This is a genomic window from Salegentibacter sediminis (assembly GCF_002078605.1).
In the GTDB taxonomy this organism is placed as follows: Bacteria; Bacteroidota; Bacteroidia; order Flavobacteriales; family Flavobacteriaceae; genus Salegentibacter; species Salegentibacter sediminis.
In genome coordinates, this window is record NZ_MSJR01000003.1 from 231,402 (window position 1) to 249,710 (window position 18,309).

Annotated in this window: 14 protein-coding genes and 1 tRNA gene; 6 read left to right on the forward strand and 9 right to left on the reverse strand. The window is 40.1% G+C overall.

Going from position 1 to position 18,309, the window contains the following annotated elements; genetic code table 11:
• Positions 1-49 precede the first annotated feature (49 nt).
• The 5 genes from BUW93_RS07215 to rplM all read right to left on the reverse strand — a co-directional run bounded on the left by BUW93_RS07215 (position 50) and on the right by rplM (position 3,692).
• Entirely contained in the window at positions 50-772 is a 723-nt protein-coding gene (locus BUW93_RS07215; RefSeq protein WP_081210596.1) for a tRNA1(Val) (adenine(37)-N6)-methyltransferase, read from the reverse strand.
• A gap of 93 nt (positions 773-865) precedes the next feature.
• Entirely contained in the window at positions 866-1,693 is an 828-nt protein-coding gene (gene tsf, locus BUW93_RS07220) for a translation elongation factor Ts (RefSeq protein WP_081210598.1), read from the reverse strand.
• Positions 1,694-1,780: 87 nt separating this feature from the next.
• A complete protein-coding gene (rpsB, locus tag BUW93_RS07225) occupies positions 1,781-2,683 on the reverse strand; it encodes a 30S ribosomal protein S2 (RefSeq protein WP_081210600.1) in 903 nt (300 codons plus the stop codon).
• Between the two features lie 167 nt (positions 2,684-2,850).
• Positions 2,851-3,237: a 30S ribosomal protein S9 gene (gene rpsI / locus BUW93_RS07230; RefSeq protein ID WP_081210602.1), complete on the reverse strand. Its 387-nt coding sequence runs from the start codon at positions 3,235-3,237 to the stop codon at positions 2,851-2,853.
• Positions 3,237-3,692, reverse strand: coding sequence for a 50S ribosomal protein L13 (rplM, locus tag BUW93_RS07235; RefSeq protein ID WP_081210604.1), 456 nt, complete (start codon positions 3,690-3,692; stop codon positions 3,237-3,239). Before rplM ends, rpsI begins: the two co-directional genes overlap by 1 nt.
• Before the next feature lie 378 nt (positions 3,693-4,070).
• Here rplM and BUW93_RS07240 point away from each other — a divergent pair, with 378 nt between their 5' ends.
• Positions 4,071-4,646: a DUF5004 domain-containing protein gene (locus tag BUW93_RS07240; protein ID WP_081210606.1), complete on the forward strand. Its 576-nt coding sequence runs from the start codon at positions 4,071-4,073 to the stop codon at positions 4,644-4,646.
• Positions 4,647-4,730: 84 nt separating this feature from the next.
• On the opposite strand, the gene BUW93_RS07245 is transcribed toward BUW93_RS07240, so the two are convergent.
• Positions 4,731-6,335 (reverse strand): hypothetical protein, encoded by a 1,605-nt coding sequence (locus BUW93_RS07245; RefSeq protein ID WP_081210608.1) that lies wholly within the window; start codon positions 6,333-6,335, stop codon positions 4,731-4,733.
• Between the two features lie 278 nt (positions 6,336-6,613).
• Complete coding sequence (polA, locus tag BUW93_RS07250; RefSeq protein ID WP_081210610.1) at positions 6,614-9,442, reverse strand: DNA polymerase I; 2,829 nt, start codon at positions 9,440-9,442, stop codon at positions 6,614-6,616.
• Positions 9,443-9,659: 217 nt separating this feature from the next.
• Here polA and BUW93_RS07255 point away from each other — a divergent pair, with 217 nt between their 5' ends.
• Entirely contained in the window at positions 9,660-10,883 is a 1,224-nt protein-coding gene (locus BUW93_RS07255; RefSeq protein WP_081210612.1) for a metallophosphoesterase, read from the forward strand.
• Positions 10,884-10,941: 58 nt separating this feature from the next.
• Positions 10,942-11,238, forward strand: a complete 297-nt coding sequence (locus BUW93_RS07260; protein ID WP_081210614.1) for a thioredoxin family protein — start codon at positions 10,942-10,944, stop codon at positions 11,236-11,238.
• Here the strand turns inward: BUW93_RS07260 and BUW93_RS07265 are convergent.
• Together BUW93_RS07265 and BUW93_RS07270 are read right to left on the reverse strand one after the other, a co-directional pair.
• The gene (locus BUW93_RS07265; RefSeq protein ID WP_081210616.1) at positions 11,235-11,873 is read right to left on the reverse strand and encodes a polysaccharide deacetylase family protein; all 639 of its coding nucleotides are present in this window, start codon (positions 11,871-11,873) and stop codon (positions 11,235-11,237) included. The genes BUW93_RS07260 and BUW93_RS07265 overlap by 4 nt on opposite strands.
• An 83-nt stretch (positions 11,874-11,956) precedes the next feature.
• Positions 11,957-15,256: a glycosyltransferase family 117 protein gene (locus BUW93_RS07270; RefSeq protein ID WP_081210618.1), complete on the reverse strand. Its 3,300-nt coding sequence runs from the start codon at positions 15,254-15,256 to the stop codon at positions 11,957-11,959.
• Between the two features lie 201 nt (positions 15,257-15,457).
• On the opposite strand from BUW93_RS07270, the gene BUW93_RS07275 reads away from it, so the two are divergent.
• From BUW93_RS07275 to BUW93_RS07290, 3 genes are all read left to right on the forward strand, one after another.
• A tRNA-Gln gene (locus tag BUW93_RS07275) sits at positions 15,458-15,530 on the forward strand.
• Between the two features lie 378 nt (positions 15,531-15,908).
• Positions 15,909-17,141, forward strand: coding sequence for a PAS domain-containing sensor histidine kinase (locus BUW93_RS07285; protein WP_081210621.1), 1,233 nt, complete (start codon positions 15,909-15,911; stop codon positions 17,139-17,141).
• A 52-nt stretch (positions 17,142-17,193) separates the two neighbouring features.
• Entirely contained in the window at positions 17,194-18,243 is a 1,050-nt protein-coding gene (locus tag BUW93_RS07290) for a response regulator (RefSeq protein WP_081210622.1), read from the forward strand.
• Positions 18,244-18,309: the final 66 nt, after the last annotated feature.

Sequence of the window (18,309 nt, forward strand, 5' to 3'; positions counted from 1 at the left end):
GTTGTGTAGTGTTTTACACAAATGTAGCCAAGCTTTTTATAGCAAACAATTATAATTTAAGGTAGAATGGGGAAACCAATTTTTTGTATTCTTCGGTGTAATTATGTCTGGAGATCTCTAAAATAAGCTCCTCATACAGAGTTTTCCCTTCGGTAAAACCTAAGTTTATAAGGCTGCGTTTGATCCCGGAATCCCGGGTGCCCCGTACTCTTGTTATTTTCTGCGGAAATAAACCCGATTCTTGAGCTAATTGCAGGAAGTTTTTCTCCTCCCGGTGAGGAATGATACAACTAAAAAAGCCTTTTTTTGAAAGCAATTTCGATGCCCCTACCAGTAATTCGGAAAAAGGCAAAGCCTCTGCAAACCTGGCTTGATTTCTCTGGGTATTTTCCGAAGTAAAATCTTCAGAATAGAAAGGGGGATTGGAAACTATGAGCTCATATTTTTCTTCATCCTGCATTTCCTCGACAAATTCATCGAAAGCTGCGTGGTAACAAAAAAGTCTGTCGCTCCAATCGCTGTTTTCAAAATTCTCTACGGCCTGTTCATAGGCGTTTTCATCTATTTCTAATGCGTCAATAAGCAGGGCAGGAGAGCGCTGCGCAAGCATTAATGCAATTAGACCGGTGCCTGTGCCAATATCCAGAATGCTATTGGGTTTATGCTCCAGGGGAGTCCAGGCTCCAAGAAGGACCCCGTCTGTTCCAATTTTCATGGCGCAGCGATCCTGTTCTATTTTGAATTCTTTAAATTGAAATGCTTTGTTGGACATGAGATAAAATTAAAAAACCGCTTCTGATTAAGGAAGCGGTTTTGGATTTATTCTGAGATTTCCGCCTTCGCGGAAATGACATAAATAATATAATTATTCGCCTAAAGCAACTCTCTCGAAACCTATAACTTCAAGGTCAGAGTCTACAGATTTCACGTAATCTGAAACGCTCTGTTTGCTGTCTTTAATATAAGCCTGATTAACTAGAGTATTGTCTTTAAAATATCTCTTGATCTTACCTTTAGCGATGTTATCAAGCATTTCTTCAGGCTTTCCTTCCTGGCGAAGTTGATCTTTAGCGATCTCTACTTCTTTCTCGATGGTGCTTTGGTCAACACCTTCTTCGTTAAGAGCAACTGGGTTCATTGCAGCGGCCTGCATAGATACGTTTTTGGCAGCTTCTTCAGCGCCTTCAACATTTTTAGAAAGTCCGGTGATTACAGCGATCTTGTTTCCTGCGTGAATGTAAGATCCTACAAAAGGAGCTTCAAGAGTTTTGAAAGCACCAATTTCAATTTTCTCACCAATAACCCCGGTTTGCTCGGTTAACTTGTCTTCAACGCTCATTCCTTTGTAATCTGCCTTAAGGAATTCTTCTTTTGAATTGTAATTTAAAGCAAGATCAGCGAAATCGTTAGCCAACTTCACGAAATCATCATTTTTGGCAACAAAATCGGTTTCACAGTTAAGAGAGATGATCACACCTTTAGTGTTATCGGTATTGGTTTTGGCGATTGCAGCACCTTCAGAAGAGTCGCGATCGGCTCTTTTTGCAGCAACTTTCTGACCTTTTTTACGAAGTACTTCAATAGCTTTGTCGAAATCACCATCGGTTTCTACAAGTGCTTTCTTACAGTCCATCATTCCGGCACCGGTAGCTTTTCTTAATTTATTTACTTCTGCAGCAGTTATCTTAGCCATAGTATTGTATTTTATTAAAAAGTCGTTTAGAATCTAACTCAGAAAGAAAGGACTAAACGACTTTTAGATTTTATAAAAAATATTGGTTTATTCTTCTTCGTTAGATGATTTGGCCTTATCAAGAGTTTCTTGCTTGTCTTCAAGCTTTACTTCTTGTTGGGCTTCTTTCATTGCTTTTTTGTCTTCGGCATCTTTAGAAGGAACTTCTGCATCTTCAGTTTTAGCTACTTTGGCTTTTGCGGCTTTAGTTGCTTTTTCTTCCTTCTCTTCTTTTTCAGCTTTTTTACTCTCTTTGCTTGCTTTTCTTTCAGAAAGGCCTTCTACGATAGCATCAGCTGCGTAAGAAACTACCTTATTGATAGATTTTGAAGCATCATCGTTGGAAGGAATAACATATTCTACCTCACGAGGATCTGAGTTGGTATCTACCATTGCAAAGATGGGAATGTTTAATTTCTGAGCTTCTTTAATGGCGATGTGTTCACGGGTGATATCAACTACAAACAATGCTCCTGGAAGTCGGCTCATCTCAGAGATAGAACCAAGGTTCTTTTCTAATTTTGCTCTAAGACGATCTACCTGAAGGCGTTCTTTTTTAGAAAGGGTGTTGAAAGTACCATCTTTTTTCATTCGGTCTATAGAAGCCATTTTCTTGACGGCTTTACGAATGGTTACGAAGTTGGTAAGCATACCACCGGGCCAGCGCTCGGTGATGTAAGGCATATTTGCTTTTTCAGCTTGCTCGGCTACAATTTCCTTAGCCTGCTTTTTAGTTGCTACAAAAAGTATTTTTCTGCCGCTGGCTGCGATCTTTGCAAGAGCATCTCCGGCTTCCTGCATTTTTGCAGCACTTTTGTATAGGTTGATGATATGAATCCCGTTACGCTCCATATAGATATATGGGGCCATATTTGGATTCCATCTTCTTGTAAGGTGGCCAAAATGCACACCTGCATCAAGTAATTCTTTTACTTCTACTTTGTTTGCCATTTTTGTAATAGTTTACGTTCTGTTGAGATAGCAACAAGTAAGTGGCTGTTTTTTAAAAACACGGCCTTACCTGTTTAGATGCTAAACTAACTCCCGACAGCAATCGGGATAACAACAAAATTCTTTTTAATATTAAATGAACTTCCGGGAAATAATCCCGATAAAAATTAACGTTTAGAGAACTGAAATTTCTTACGGGCTTTCTTCTGACCGAATTTCTTACGTTCTACCATTCTTGGATCTCTGGTCATTAAACCTTCTGGTTTCAACACCCCTCTGTTCTCTGCATCCAGTTCTACCATAGCTCTTGCTAGAGCAAGACGAATAGCTTCAGCCTGACCTGTGATTCCGCCTCCATAAACATTGGCTTTAATGTCGAAGTTACCGTCGTTTCCGGTAAGATTCAATGCCTGGTTTACTTTGTACTGAAGGGTACCTGTAGTAAAGTAATCCTTAAGATCTTTTTTGTTAATGGTAAAGTTTCCGCTTCCTTCAGAAACATATACCCTTGCAACCGCTGTTTTTCTACGGCCAATTTTGTGAATAACCTCCATTACTTAAATTCGTTTAAGTTAATAGTTTTAGGTTTTTGCGCGTTGTGATCGTGCTCCGATCCAACATAAACCTTTAAATTTCTAAATAGGTCGGCTCCAAGTTTGTTCTTTGGTAGCATTCCTTTTACTGCTTTTTCAACAAGACGCTCTGGAGCTTTGTCGAATAATTCGGCTGCTGTTAAACTTCTTTGCCCCCCTGGAAAACCGGTGTGGCGAATGTATTCTTTCGCATCCCATTTTTTTCCGGTTAAGTTGATCTTTTCAGCATTGATAACAATTACGTTATCTCCGCAATCAACGTGTGGGGTAAAATCAGGCTTATGCTTACCTCTTAGTAGCTTGGCTACTTTAGAAGAAAGGCGGCCTAAAGTCTGTCCTTCAGCATCTACAAGAACCCATTCTTTTGAAACGGTAGCCTTGTTTGCCGATACTGTTTTGTAGCTTAATGTGTCCACACTAATTAAATTTACTTATTATTAAACATTCCATTCCCGTTCCCTACATGAATCATGGCGGGAAAACGGGGTGCAAATGTACAATTATAAATTCATATAGCAAATATGTGACTTATTAATTTATTCCATTGGAAATCCCTGGATGTCAAGCCATTTTGTTTCCTTTTTGTATTTGAACGGTGCCAGTTCTAATTGCAGGCAGCAATGAGTTGCTCTCCGCCCGATATAATTTGATCTTGAGCCTGCCGTAACCCCTATAAATACCGACAAAAGGCTCATAAACAACGATTAACGGTATATTTTATGTTAAAAAAGTCATAAAATTGTGTAATTGTTTCATAGCTTTGCCGCAGAAAAAGAATAAACCCCCCAATTGCTATGATTAAAATTTTCAATTTAAGAAAGACATTCTTTGCCGCAGGCTTAATGCTGCTTCTTGGAAGCTGTGAGCCCAGCAATGATGATATTGCAGCAGTCAATATTTCTCAAACTAATCTTACTGTTATTGATCGTGATGCTATGGTAGGCGAATGGCAGTTAACTACTATGCAAGCCGATACTCTTGTGGATCTCAATGGAGACGGTTTAGGCCACGTGAACATCCTTGAAGAAACTACTTGTTTTGATACCATGGGAATTACTTTTAATGAGGACGGAACTTTCTCCACCGTGAATTCTAAACTGGATTTTAATTACGGCGTAAACGCCGATGAGTTTAAATGCCTTTCCGGTCGTACTGATCATGGGACCTGGGATGTTGAAAATGATGAACTCATTTTAAATCTTGAAATTAATGGTGAGGTTTATACCGACAGGAAACTTATCGATAAGGATACTGATACCTTTGGTTTTGATGTTTCCAAATTCGAATCTTCTCAATATGTAGACGATCCTGGAGATTCCCACGCCTCACATATTCTTGTGTTAGCGGTAGAGTATACCAGGGTTAATTAGTATTTACTACCAATGCTAAAATTAAAAGGAGGCTATTTAGAAAATTGCCTCCTTTTTTATTTCTGCTTTTTAAGAATGGTTAATCTATAACTGGTATCCCAAATCTTCTAAAGCCTGTACTATTAAATCTTTATAATACTCTGCAGAAGCTCCTGGAATTACTCCATAGTTATAACCAAATTCAATACGGTCAGATAAACCGTAGTTGCCGGCGTAATTTCCTGTGCCGTTTTCCATATATTCCACCAGTGATTTAAAGTTTGCAAATGCTCCCCAGGTATCTGTCTCAACCTGGAAGATCACCCCTCTATAGTAACCAGAAGGAAAGGAATTCAACCTTGTTCTAAGTGCATCAATATCCATGTCATACGCGGCGGTCCTGGCTGTGTTTTCATCCCAGGCACCTCCCGAATGATAAATATTTTCTGCCTCATCCTGGAAGACCAGAGATATTACATTTCCGGTGGGAGTCTCTCCCTGGAAATTCAGCATATTTAAAGTTCTTTCAGATCCATCGGAGATCACTCTTACTTTACTATCATAAAGGTCATCATCATTACCATATAATCCAATTAAGGCATCTCTTAGCAAAGTATTACGCATAACCTGAAGAGGAGACAGAGTTGAGTTCATTGAACCTGAAGAGTCGAAATAAATATAGATATTAGTATCCTCATCAATTACAGGTGGGGTTCCATTATCGGTAAATACAGGGGAGTCTGTGGCACAGCCTACACCTTCTCTAAAGTGCCAGTAATCTATAGCATCTTCCCCGTCAAACAAGGTTCTAACCTGGACATCGGTTAGCGTGAAGCTTCGAATTACCTCCTCGGTTACGTCTCCGTAAGCATCAGAATTAAGTAAAGTGATTTCTACGTAATAATTGTCTACCGTTTCTTCACCACCTATATCGGGTAATGCAAAACAAACAGGGCTACCGGAATAATCTCCGTTATCATCCATTTCAACAGTATTTTGAACTCCCGAATGAAGTACCTCTCCGGTATCGTCGGTACCACTCCATATGTTAACAGAGTATTCTGCAGGATAATGTCTTCCATTATCATCACAGTAATTTCCAAAAATACAAAACTCTATAGCCTGAGTTGGATGAAGATCAAAGAATAAATAGCCAAATTCATTAACGGTACGATCGTCAAAACAAAGCACTTCTACATCTAAATATTTCTTTGTGCCAGCCCCCAAATCAAAATCCATAGGTAGTGGTACATCTACCCAATCTATATAATCGCTTTCTCCATATGGTGCAAGCCAGATAAGGACATCATTTTCATCATAAACAGCAAAATAATCCAGGCTGTATGGTCCGGGTGCCAGTTCGAGATCTGAAGATTCCATGGTGAAATATTCTTCAGTGCCGTCGTCATCGTAATCTCCGGGAGTGGGGTTTACATCCACTTGAATTGGATCTTCGTAAGTTCCCACAGCGGTAGTACCGCTTAATACTACATGAACATAAGATGGAACTAGCTCAGAACAGTCTGGCAAAGTCGTGGCTTGCCTTGTTAAGGACTGTTGATCTACCAGGTCATTTAAAACTGCTCCAAAATTTAGAGTAGCCATTTCCGGCTCATCTGTTGGGATGGACTCTATTTCATCCTTACTACAGGCAGTCATTAACATAGCCAGAACGGCCAGGTACATCAGGTAATTTTTAAATCTTTTCATAATTAAAAGTTTTTGGTTAAATATTGAATAATTAATAAAATCCAATGTTAGATAACCATACAAGAGTAGGTGTCCTAAGAGGACATAATTGATCTGGGAGGGATGGTGCTAAAAAGTGTAGGGATAAATCAAGACCGGTTTTAAAAGTATCCGGTTTATTGATTCCTTTCAAATATAGGACTAGTAATCGCCAGAAGACAATGGGGGATTGCCCGTATTATTCGGTACAAAATACGGGAAGTCTTTTTAGTACTGGTATTTACAAAGAATCGGGAAGTTTAATGTGCTTCCAGCCAATTGTGGCCGGTACCAATTTCCACCTCAAGAGGAACGTCAAATTGATAGGCGTTTTCCATTTCTGTTCTGATTAATTCTCCTATTTCATCAATTTCATCCTTATGGGCGTCAAACACCAATTCATCATGCACCTGAAGGAGCATTTTTGTCTTGTAATTACCCTCACTTAACCTTCTGTGAATATTGATCATAGCCAGTTTAATGATATCGGCCGCGCTGCCCTGAATAGGAGCATTTACAGCATTTCTCTCGGCCGCTCCTCTAACCACGGCATTTTGAGAATTAATATCCTTTAAATATCGCCTTCTGCCTAAAATAGTTTGAACATATCCGTGTTCGCGGGCAAAGGCCACCTGCTCTCCAATGTAATTAGTGAGTTTTGGATAGGTTTTATAATAGGTGTCGATAAGTTCCTTGGCCTCACTACGGGATAAATTGGTCTGGTTGCTTAAGCCGAAAGCAGAAACCCCATAGACAATTCCAAAATTTATCGTTTTGGCATTGCTCCGCTGCTCCCTGGTCACTTCTTCAAGAGGTACATTAAAAACCTTTGCAGCCGTAGAAGCGTGAATGTCTTCTCCGTTTTTAAAAGCCTTTATCATATTCTCCTCTTCACTAAGCGCAGCGATTATTCTTAATTCTATCTGAGAATAATCGGCAGCAAGCAGGATGTAATTTTCATCTCTGGGAATAAAAGCTTTCCGTACCTCACGTCCTCTTTCAGTCCTTATCGGGATATTTTGTAGGTTGGGATTATTGGAGCTCAACCTTCCGGTTGCGGCAATGGTTTGTACATAATCCGTATGCACTCTTCCGGTCGACTTTTCAATTTGGTTAGGAAGAGCCGTTACATAGGTGTTCAGCAATTTCACTAAAGCACGGTAATCAAGTACAAATTGTATAATCTTATTGTCTTTTGCCAGGTTAGACAAGACGTCTTCACTGGTAGAGTATTGACCGGTTTTAGTCTTTTTTGGTTTTTTTACCAGCTCCATTTTCTCAAAGAGGATCACTCCCAGTTGTTTTGGAGAACTTATCTTAAATTCTTCACCGGCTTCTGAAAAGATCTTTGTTTCCAATTCGGCGATATCATTGTTTAAGGCCTCCGTTAGAGAATTGAGGAATTTCTGGTCCAGTTTTATTCCTTCCAGTTCCATATCGGCGAGAACCCTTACCAGTGGAATTTCGATTTCATCAAAAAGTTTTCGGGTATTGGCCTCTTTTAATTCCTCTTCAAAGAATTTTTTAAGCTGAAGAGTGATGTCGGCATCTTCTACGCCATATTCGGTTTGCTGCTCCAACGGCACGTCCCGCATAGATTTTTGATTCTTACCTTTTTTGCCAATCAATTCTGAAATGGGCTGCGGACTATAATTCAGATATGTTTCTGCAAGAATATCCATATTGTGACGCATATCGGGATTGATGAGGTAATGAGCAATCATGGTGTCAAAAAGTTGTCCTTTGATCCTGATCCCATATTTCGCCAATACTTTAATATCGTATTTTAAGTTTTGTCCTGTTTTTTCGATGTTTTCATCTTCAAAAAACGGGCGTAATTCCTCGATAAGTGACTGTGCCTCTTCCCTTTTTTCGGGAAAAGGTAAATAGAAACCTTTGCCGGGTTCCCAGGAAAAACCTATGCCTACCAGTTCTGCTTCAAGAGCATTTAAACTGGTAGTTTCAGTATCGAAACAAACATTTTTTTGTTTCATCAGGTTTTTTAAGAACAGGCTTCTCGCCATATCTGTGGTAAGGCTTTGGTAAAGGTGAGGAGTGTCTTTTAATGTTTTTCTTCCGGAAGTGGACTCTATTTTTTCTGCAGCATCAGATCCGAAAAGTGAAAATTGACCCTCTCCGGCAGTTTTCGCGTTTTTTCTTGCCGAGGGGGAATTAGTGACCTGGGTTTGGGTGTGCTGTTCCTCTCCGCTAAAAAGTTTTATGAATTGATCTTTAAGTCTTCTAAATTCCAGTTCATCAAATATTTTTTGAACTTTTTCGGCGTCGGGCATAGAAAGCTCGTAATCCTCAGCATGGAATTTCACATCGCAATCGGTTAAAATTGCTGCGAGTTTTTTAGACATTATGCCTTGCTCTTTATGGGCTTCCACCTTTTCACGCATCTTGCCTTTAAGTTTATCGGTATTGGCCAGCAGATTTTCCATACTCCCAAATTCTTTGAGAAACTTTTTTGCGGTTTTCTCGCCCACTCCCGGAAGTCCGGGGATATTGTCTACAGCATCGCCCATCATCCCAAGAAAATCTATAACCTGATCTGGGGTTTCTACCTCAAATTTCTTTTGCACCTCCGGAATCCCCCAAATTTCAATGCCATTTCCCATTCTGGCAGGGCGGTACATAAAGATGTTTTCGGTGACTAACTGGGCAAAATCTTTATCGGGGGTTACCATATAGACCCGGTAGTTTTCCTTTTCGGCCTGCTTTGCTAATGTTCCAATAATATCATCGGCCTCACAGCCCGGGAGTACAACCACCGGAATATGCATAGCCTTGAGAATATCCTGAATTATCGGAATTGCATCTTTTATAGGTTCGGGGGTGGCGTCGCGGTTTGCTTTGTATTCAGAAAACATTTCGGTACGTACCTCACTGCCTTCCTTGTCGAAACAAACAGCCAAATGATCGGGCCTTTCACGTCGTATTACGTCAAAAAGGGAGTTCATAAACCCCATGATAGCTGAGGTGTCAAAGCCTTTGGAATTAATTCTCGGGTTTTTAATAAAAGCGTAATAACCGCGGAATATTAAGGCATAAGCATCAACGAGAAAAAGACGTTTTTGGTCAGACATACAAATGGAGGTTTATTTTTTAGAATATTTCAAAACTACAAAGATAAAATCATACCTCATCTGAGCCGCGTGTAAAAATTGAAAACAAAGGCAGGCTTTTTGTTTGGAGAAGTAACAAGTAATTATTTCTGCGACTTATACAGGAGTTAAAACTTCTGTTAACGAAGCTTTTAAAGCAGGATGTTAAAAGTATATTTGCAAAAAAATTGATTATTCAATGCGCTGGCTCATTTTTATAGTTTTCTATCTTATTATTGATATTTATGCTTTTCAGGTGCTCCGGAATTTTACCCGAAGCAACTGGGCTCTTGGGATCTACGTTTTCATCTCTGTAGCGGTGGTGGGGAATTTCATCTACCAATGGATGCAACCCACAGAGGGAACGGTGCTTTCTATCGGACGTGGATATGCCTTTGGATTCCTTCTTGCTGTTATACTGGCCAAACTTCTTATGAGCCTGTTTATGTTAGGAGAAGATATCTTTAGACTGGGAGCCGGAACTATAAGTAAGTTTTCTTCTGAAGAAGGATTTAATATGCCTTCCCGTCGGAAGTTTATCGGGCAGCTTGCACTGGGAATCGCCGCTATCCCATTAGCTTCGGTTTTGTATGGGATGTATCAGGGGCGATACAATTTTCGCGTTTTGCGCTACACCCTGTACTTTGAAGATCTTCCCGATGCCTTTGATGGATATAAGCTCAGCCAGATAAGTGATATTCATAGCGGAAGTTTCGATAATAAAAATAAAATAAAATACGGAATAGATCTTTTAAACGAGCAGGAGAGTGATCTTGTGCTATTCACCGGAGACCTGGTGAATAATGTAGCTGCCGAAATGGACCCCTGGAAAGAAATGTTCTCCTCGATTAAAGCCAAAGATGGGGTGTATTCGGTATTGGGAAATCACGATTACGGCGATTATAAAAACTGGTCTTCGGCAGAAGAAAAAGCTGATAACCTGAAAAAACTAAAAAATACCCACGCTGAAATGGGGTGGAATCTGCTCCTGAATGAACATCGTTTTATCGAAAAGAATGGAGAGCGAATAGCCCTGATAGGTGTAGAAAACTGGGGGATAGGAGGTTTTAAAAAAGCAGGTGACCTTGAGGCAGCCACAGATGGACTTTTGGCTAAAGATTTTAAAGTGTTGCTTAGTCATGATCCTTCCCATTGGCAGGAGGTCGTGAAAAAAGATGAAAAGAACTATCATTTAACTTTAAGTGGACATACCCACGGAATGCAGTTTGGTATTGAGATTCCTGGCTGGTTCCGTTGGAGTCCTGTGCAGTATCGCTATAAAAACTGGGCCGGTATCTACGAAGAATTCGGCAGATATATTAATGTGAACCGTGGTTTTGGATACCTTGCATTTCCCGGCCGCGTTGGTATCTGGCCCGAAATAAGTGTAATCGAGCTTAAAAAAGGCCCGAGACCTGCATAATTACAAGAATTTGCTATATTTGATTAAGCCGATGCAGTACTAACTAAAAATTAAACTGATGTCTAAATTTGGTGAATTAGTAGATCTTAAAATCCCGGTTTTATTGGATTTTTATACTGAAGCTAATAATGCATCGGTAGCTATGCATCCTGTGTTAAGAGATGTTGCAGCAGCTCTTGGCAATAAGGTAAAAGTCATTAAAATAGATATTGACAAGAACTCCCAATTAGCCGAAGCCTTACGGGTAAAAGCGCTGCCAACCTTAATGATCTATAAAGAGGGAGAGATGAAATGGCGACAAAGTGGTGAACAGGATGCGCCAACCCTTATCGGTTTACTTAAAGAATACGTTTAAAGGCTTTTGAAGGCGTAGCCTTTTTCGGTAAAATATTTCAGAACCTTTGGTAAAGCGTATTTTAAGTTTTTTGAGGCTTTTTCGCTGTCGTGAAAAACTATAATACTCCCCTCCCTGGCATTTTCAATCACATTCTTAAGGCAGGTTTCTTTCTTAATATTACTGTCAAAATCCCAGCTTATTACATCCCACATTACAATTTTAAAACCCGCTTTGGAGAGTTTCCTGGCCTGGGAATTCTTTATTTTCCCAAAGGGTGGCCTAAACATTTTGGGTTTTGGGTTTTTTGGGTGTTTCTTATTAATTAAATCTTCAGTCTGAAGTACATTTCTAAAATATTCTGAAGTTGGGTTTTTCCAGCCATTTAAATGATGAAAACTATGATTACCGATTTGGTGCCCTTCAGAAATCACCTTCTGAAAAACCTCAGGATATTTCCTGATATTATCCCCAATGCAAAAAAAAGTTGCCTTAGCCTGATATTTACTGAGTTGGTCCAGCACCCAGGGAGTTATTCCCGGCACGGGCCCGTCATCAAAGGTTAGGTAAATTGATCCTGATTCAGGTAGGTGGGAAATCCTTTTGGGGTAAAGCCACCTTAGTAATGCAGGATATTTAACCAGGAATTTATTCATATTTAAAGAAAGTGCCTTTCTGAAAAATTTTCAATTTATTCTCAAAGTGAGAAGATAATTTGAATTTTCAAAAAGGCACTATTTTATTCGGTAGAATCTAACCGGGGCTTTTCCGCCTCCTGACCTAATTCCCTTAAAGCATCCTGATCCAGAGTTTCCTCAAGAGGAACATCTTCCGCTTCTATTTCTTCTTCATCGCCGTAAAAATGCCTAAACATTCTAAGGTGTTCGTTAAATTCATCGGCTTTCTCCTGTATAATCTCCTCATCCTGATTTCTCACGAGGATGTCAACCAGGCTGCGGTAGCGCTCCATATCAGAAATAATTTCATCGGCGTAGCGATACTGCCTGTCTACCCCCCAGGTGCTATACCATTTTAGGTTTTCCTGGTATTTTGTAGCCACCTGCTCCCATATTTCACGGGCTCTCTCTGGCTCCCCCACTTTGTAATAACCATCTATATAAGGTTCTACCAGGCTGTAATATCCATAATATTCTACCGGGGTATGCTCCATCGCCAGATCCAGGATTTCTTTAGCCCGGGTGGTATCTCCTTCATTTAAAAGATTTTCCACCAATCTGGCCAAATTGCTGCGGTAGGTAATTGAGTTCTTCCGTGTTTCGGGATCGTGATAAATATCTTCACTGCCCATATTCCCCCAATCCCAGCTTTTAACGATCTCATACATTTTTTCAGTATTCACCTTACCCATATCGTAAGGATTTCGGGGGTCCAAAGGTGTTTTTATGGGCACGAGTTTGTATGCTATCCCTTCGAGCTGCAGATGGTCCTTCATCCACAGGTAATCATCATCGCCATAGCTTCCGCCTGTGAAATATATGGGGCGTTCCCAATCATTATTGGCAATAATATCCAGCATCATTAATCGGTTTTTATAAAGGATTTGGCTATCTATTTGCAAATCGATATGATCTACAATTTGATTAGCAAATTCTTCCCTAACTATACCATTCTCCAGAACAGTTTGTTTGTCTACAGGAATGCGCACGTTCTTAGATGGGAATGTATTTACAAACTGTCCGCTTTGTAATTCCGCTTTGGTTCGGGGATCGTCATTCTGAATATAATTCAAAAAGGTTTTTAGCGGGAGCGTATCCTGTGTGATCTCCCTGAAAAAAACCGCATCATTTTTTCCGGTATAATCCTTCGCTTCAAATTGGGAAGGGATGGGGTCACTATCAAATGCCTTTCGCTTCATCTGGTCGATATACCAATCGGTAGCAAACAAGCTTGTATTTACCACTCTTACATCGGTTCTGTACCGCTCGATTTGCTGCACATACCATAAGGCAAAAGTATCGTTATCTCCAATGGTGAATATTATCCCATTTTCATCTACCGAATCCAGGTACATTTTGGCCATGCTAAGGGTCGTGTCTCTTCCGCTGCGGTCATGGTCATCCCAGTTTTCAGAAGCTAAAATAACCGGCACGGCAAGTAAAGAAACTATTGCTGCCGCCGGCGCCACGATCTTTGGCGTGAAGAATTTTTTAGCCCAATCGAACAAGGCATAGACCCCAATTCCTATCCACATAGCGAAAACATAGAAGGAACCTACCAGGGCATAGTCACGTTCTCTTGGTTCAAAAGGACGTTCGTTGAGGTAAATTTTCAGGGCTATTCCAGTAAAAAGGAAAAATACCAGCAAAACCCAGAAATTATTTTTATCCTTTTTAAAGTGAAATACCAACCCGATGAGGCCCAGAATAAACGGTAAAAAGTAATAAGTGTTGCGGGCTTTATTGTTTTTGATATCAGAAGGTAGATTCTCCTGAGGGCCCAGGTGTATCTCATCTATAAAATTAATTCCGCTAAGCCAGTTTCCATGCAAATCGTCATATTTCCCCTGGATATCATCCTGACGCCCTACAAAGTTCCACATAAAATATCGCCAGTACATATAACCTATCTGGTATTCCAGCAAATAAGCGATGTTCGAAGAAAACGTAGGTTTTTCTACATTAATATATTCTCCAAACTGTTGTAAAAACCTGTGGTAATCGGTATTATCCAGGTTGCCCTGAGAGTATTCATTTTTAAATTCCTGTATAGCCTGCAGGAGTTGTTCCTGTCCCTGATATTCTCTCTTAACCGTGAATTCTAAAGGGCCGGTAAACTCCATATAGTTGGCGGCATGTTCGCTGCTCCACATTCTGGGAAGAAAAGCTTTATGACTGTCGTCCAGGTTCTGCCGGGCATTTTTATAATCGTTTACAATAACATATTCCCCTTTTTCCTCATCCTTTTCATAATGTGGTTTACCGTCTTTATATGGATTGTCAGCATCTAAACCGCTGTACATTTCTGAAAACTGGGGCCCATAGAAAAGATGGGTCTCTCCATATTGTTCTCTATTATAATATGCCAGTAATTCGCGGGCGTTATCGGGACTATTCTCATTTATAACCGTAGGCGCGTTAGCCCTAATTGGGAGCATCACCCAACTGGAGAAGCCAATAAGGATAAATAAAATGGACAGAAAGAGGGTGTTTAGTTGATAGTAGTTCTTTTTCCGGGTATAATTAATTCCGTAATAAAAGGCTATTACAATTAGGAGGAATGCTATAATAGTTCCGGTATTAAAAGGCAGCCCGAGGGAATTGGTGAAAAATAATTCTGAGGCTGCAAAAAATGTAAGTGTGTAGGGGAGCAGCAGCTTAAAAATGAACATTAACACAGCGACCACCACGATATTGGCAATAATAAAATTCTTTACTGTTACCTTTTTATAATTTTTGAAGAAATATAGAAATCCGATGGCAGGAATGGTTAGTAAACCTAAAAAGTGCACCCCAAAGGAAAGGCCCACCACCAATGAAATAAGGATGAGCCAGCGGTTACCCCGTGGTTTGAACATATCCCGCTCCCATAGCAATCCCAGGTAGAAGAGCAGGGCCATAATACAGGCGGCCATGGCATAAACTTCAGCTTCTACGGCACTAAACCAGAAACTATCGGTAAAAGTAAAGGCCAGAGATCCCACGGCAGCACTTCCCAGGACAGCGATTTTTTTAGCCATGCCCAATTTTTCTGCGGGTCCGGCAATTTTTAGCACCAATAAACTTATGGACCAGAACATAAACAGTACCGCAAAAGCACTGGCCGTTCCAGACATAAAATTCATCATAAGGGCGACCTTGGTTTCATCTGGGGCAAACATCGAGAAGAAAGCCCCTGCCATCTGGTAAAAAGGCGCCCCGGGAGGGTGTCCCACCTCCAGATTAGCCGAGGTGGCTATATATTCTCCTGCATCCCAAAAGCTCGCAGTTGGTTCTAAGGTTAAAGTGTAGGTGGTAAGTGCGATTAGAAATACCAGCCATCCCAGTATTTTGTTCCACTTCTTAAAGCTGAAATCCCTCATTATGGTATATAATTGAATCCTGAGTGGCGAATTTAGTAATAAAATTGTGAACCCTTCAACAGGAGCATTTAAATGCCCATTATTTTTAATAAGCCTGAAAATGTGAATACTAAAATCGGTATTAAAAATACTCTTCGAATTTATTGGAAAAAGTTTGTGTAAATAAAAGTTTGTTTTAAATTTGCATCCGCATTTAAGCATTGGCCTATGGTGTAACTGGCAACACGTCTGGTTTTGGTCCAGAAGAGTCTAGGTTCGAGCCCTAGTAGGCCAACAAAAAATGTAAAACCGAATTCTGAAAAGAGTTCGGTTTTTTTGTTTTTAGAAAGAATTTGCTGGGCGAGAAGTTTATCCTGAGCGAAGCCCGATGAAAGAGGGCGTAGCCGAAGGGAGCCCTAGTAGGCCAACAAAAAATGTAAAACCGAATTCTGAAAAGAGTTCGGTTTTTTGTTTTTGGGAGAAATTTGGACGAGTAGTTTATCCCGATTGTAGCTTTTGCGAAATATCCGGAAGCCCTGGTAGGCCAAGAAAAAATGTTAAAAACCGAATTCTAAAAAGACTAAGGTTTCGATTGTTTAAAATATTTTCCTTCTTCAAGCCAATTTTGGGAAATGCTTTGTAATTTAGTTTCTGCAAATTTTAAACAGCAATTTTGGCCAGAGAATTTTTTAAGGAAAATCATAGTGTTTTTAATACCCTCTTCGAAGCGGCCTCAGAAGGGGTTATCGTTGTCGATAGTAGTCAAATTATTGTGACGGTAAACCTTGCTGCCCTGCAAATGTTCGGGTATGAACGGGGAGAGCTTGTAGGCCAGCATCTTAATATCCTTATCCCACCGAGTTATAAACCAAACCATTCCAAACATTTCAAGGAATTTTTATCTCATAGCGAAAAAAGGCAAATGGGCCATGGGCGGGAATTATTTGGAAGTAAAAAGGACGGAAGCCAGTTCCCGGTAGAAGCCGGACTCAACCCCTTCCGCATCGATGGGGAAGATTTTGTGATGTCCCTTATTGTCGATATTACTGTTCGGAAGGAAAATCAACAGCGCATCAGGGAGTTGAATGCCGAACTTGAAGACAAAATTAAGGTTCGCACCAAAGAGCTTCGGGAAACTGTAGACAATCTTGAACAGGAAATCAGCAAAAGAAAAGAAGCTGAAAAAAGGATTAAACTGGCGCTTAAACAGGAAAAGGAACTTAACGAACTTAAAACAAAATTTCTGTCCCTTGTTTCTCACGAATTTAAAACTCCGTTAAGCGGGATACTAACTTCTGCAACCCTTGCTGAAAAATATGTTACGGGAGAACAACAGGAAAAACGAGAAAAACATCTTCGCACCATTAAAAATAAGGTGCACTACCTGAATAATATTTTGAATGATTTTCTTTCCCTGGAACGACTGGAATCGGGTAATGTGAACTATAAATACAGCAGTTTTAGCCTGAATAAGGTTATTAATGATGTGGTTTATAATGCCAACGTGACCCTTAAATACGGCCAGGAGATCGAGTACCCCAGGGATCTGGATGAAGTAACCCTGTATCAGGATGAAAAAATACTGGATCTTGTGTTATCCAACCTTATTGGAAACGCGATAAAATACTCTCCTGAGAATTCGACAATCCATTTTAGAATTGAGAATAATGATAATATGGTTATTTTTGAGGTTTCTGATGAAGGAATGGGAATCCCTGAGAAAGATCAAAAGCATATCTTTGAACGCTATTTCAGGGCCGAAAATGCCTTGCTTAATCAGGGAACGGGCATTGGGCTCAATATTGTGAAAGTTCATGTAGAGAATATGGGAGGAAAAATTTATTTTACCAGTGAAGAAAGCAAAGGCTCAACCTTTACAGTCCAATTACCCAATTACGAACGTTAAATAGTTTTGTGAAATTTAGGGCCATTTTATATGGTGCTGGAAATTTATATCGATGAAGAAAATATTGCTTATTGAAGACGATGTTACGGTGAGGGAAAATACCGCCGAGATCCTTGAATTATCAGATTATGAGGTGGTGACTGCTTCAGATGGTAAGCAAGGTGTAGCCAGGGCTAAAAGCGAATTACCCGATATTATTGTTTGCGATATTATGATGCCCGAAATGGATGGCTATGATGTATTAACAGAACTCTCCAAAACTACTGAAACCAGCGGTATTCCTTTTATATTTCTTTCAGCAAAAACAGAACATAAAGATGTGAGACGTGGGATGGACCTTGGTGCTGACGACTATCTCACCAAACCCTTCGAAGAGTCTGATCTCTTAAGTGCTATTGAAAGCCGTCTTGCAAAAATGGAGATCCTGAAAAAAGATAAAACTACTGGCCAGGAGCAGGAACCAAAGGAACAACAGCACATCCCAAACCTAACGGCTTTTAGAGAGTTAATGAAAACCGGGGAACGGCAAAATTATAAAGGAGGGGAGAGCGTTTATGAAGAAGGAAAAACTTCGGTGAATTTTTATATGGTAGACCGGGGGGTGGTTAAGGCTCATAAATTTGATTCCCGGGGCAAGGAAATTATTACACAATTATATAAAGATGGAGATTTCTTCGGAAGCCTTAGTTTTAATTCTAATTCGGCATACCGCGAATTTGCTACGGCTATGGAAGATACCACTCTTTATATGCTTTCACGTGACCAGTTGAAAGATATACTTCATGAGAACAGCCGGGTAAGTATGGAACTTCTCGAAGTGATGAATGAAAACCTCTTCGGAATAAAAGAACAACTTATCGACATTGCTTACGCTTCAGTACGTAGAAAAACTGCGAAAACTATACTTATGTTCGCCAGGGAGATTAAAAAGAATCCTTTACATAGTATTAGGATTTCCCGTGCCGATCTTGCCGGTGTGGCTGGGATCGCTTCCGAAACTCTTATAAGAACACTTTCCGATTTTAAGAAGGAAGGCCTTATCGAAATTGAGGGTAGAAATGTTAAGATTATCGATGCCGACAAGCTCGAAAAAATAGGCTAATTAGCTTTTTTTGGTATAGCTGACTGCCGTCATATTTGGCTGCGGACTTTCTCTATAATTTTACCA

Coding starts and splice junctions, on each gene's coding strand:
- BUW93_RS07215 (WP_081210596.1), bottom strand. CDS start 772: ATGTCCAACAAAGCATTTCAATTTAAAGAATTCAAAATAGAACAGGAT.
- tsf (WP_081210598.1), bottom strand. CDS start 1,693: ATGGCTAAGATAACTGCTGCAGAAGTAAATAAATTAAGAAAAGCTACC.
- rpsB (WP_081210600.1), bottom strand. CDS start 2,683: ATGGCAAACAAAGTAGAAGTAAAAGAATTACTTGATGCAGGTGTGCAT.
- rpsI (WP_081210602.1), bottom strand. CDS start 3,237: ATGGAGGTTATTCACAAAATTGGCCGTAGAAAAACAGCGGTTGCAAGG.
- BUW93_RS07240 (WP_081210606.1), top strand. CDS start 4,071: ATGATTAAAATTTTCAATTTAAGAAAGACATTCTTTGCCGCAGGCTTA.
- BUW93_RS07245 (WP_081210608.1), bottom strand. CDS start 6,335: ATGAAAAGATTTAAAAATTACCTGATGTACCTGGCCGTTCTGGCTATG.
- polA (WP_081210610.1), bottom strand. CDS start 9,442: ATGTCTGACCAAAAACGTCTTTTTCTCGTTGATGCTTATGCCTTAATA.
- BUW93_RS07255 (WP_081210612.1), top strand. CDS start 9,660: ATGCGCTGGCTCATTTTTATAGTTTTCTATCTTATTATTGATATTTAT.
- BUW93_RS07260 (WP_081210614.1), top strand. CDS start 10,942: ATGTCTAAATTTGGTGAATTAGTAGATCTTAAAATCCCGGTTTTATTG.
- BUW93_RS07265 (WP_081210616.1), bottom strand. CDS start 11,873: ATGAATAAATTCCTGGTTAAATATCCTGCATTACTAAGGTGGCTTTAC.
- BUW93_RS07270 (WP_081210618.1), bottom strand. CDS start 15,256: ATGAGGGATTTCAGCTTTAAGAAGTGGAACAAAATACTGGGATGGCTG.
- BUW93_RS07290 (WP_081210622.1), top strand. CDS start 17,194: ATGAAGAAAATATTGCTTATTGAAGACGATGTTACGGTGAGGGAAAAT.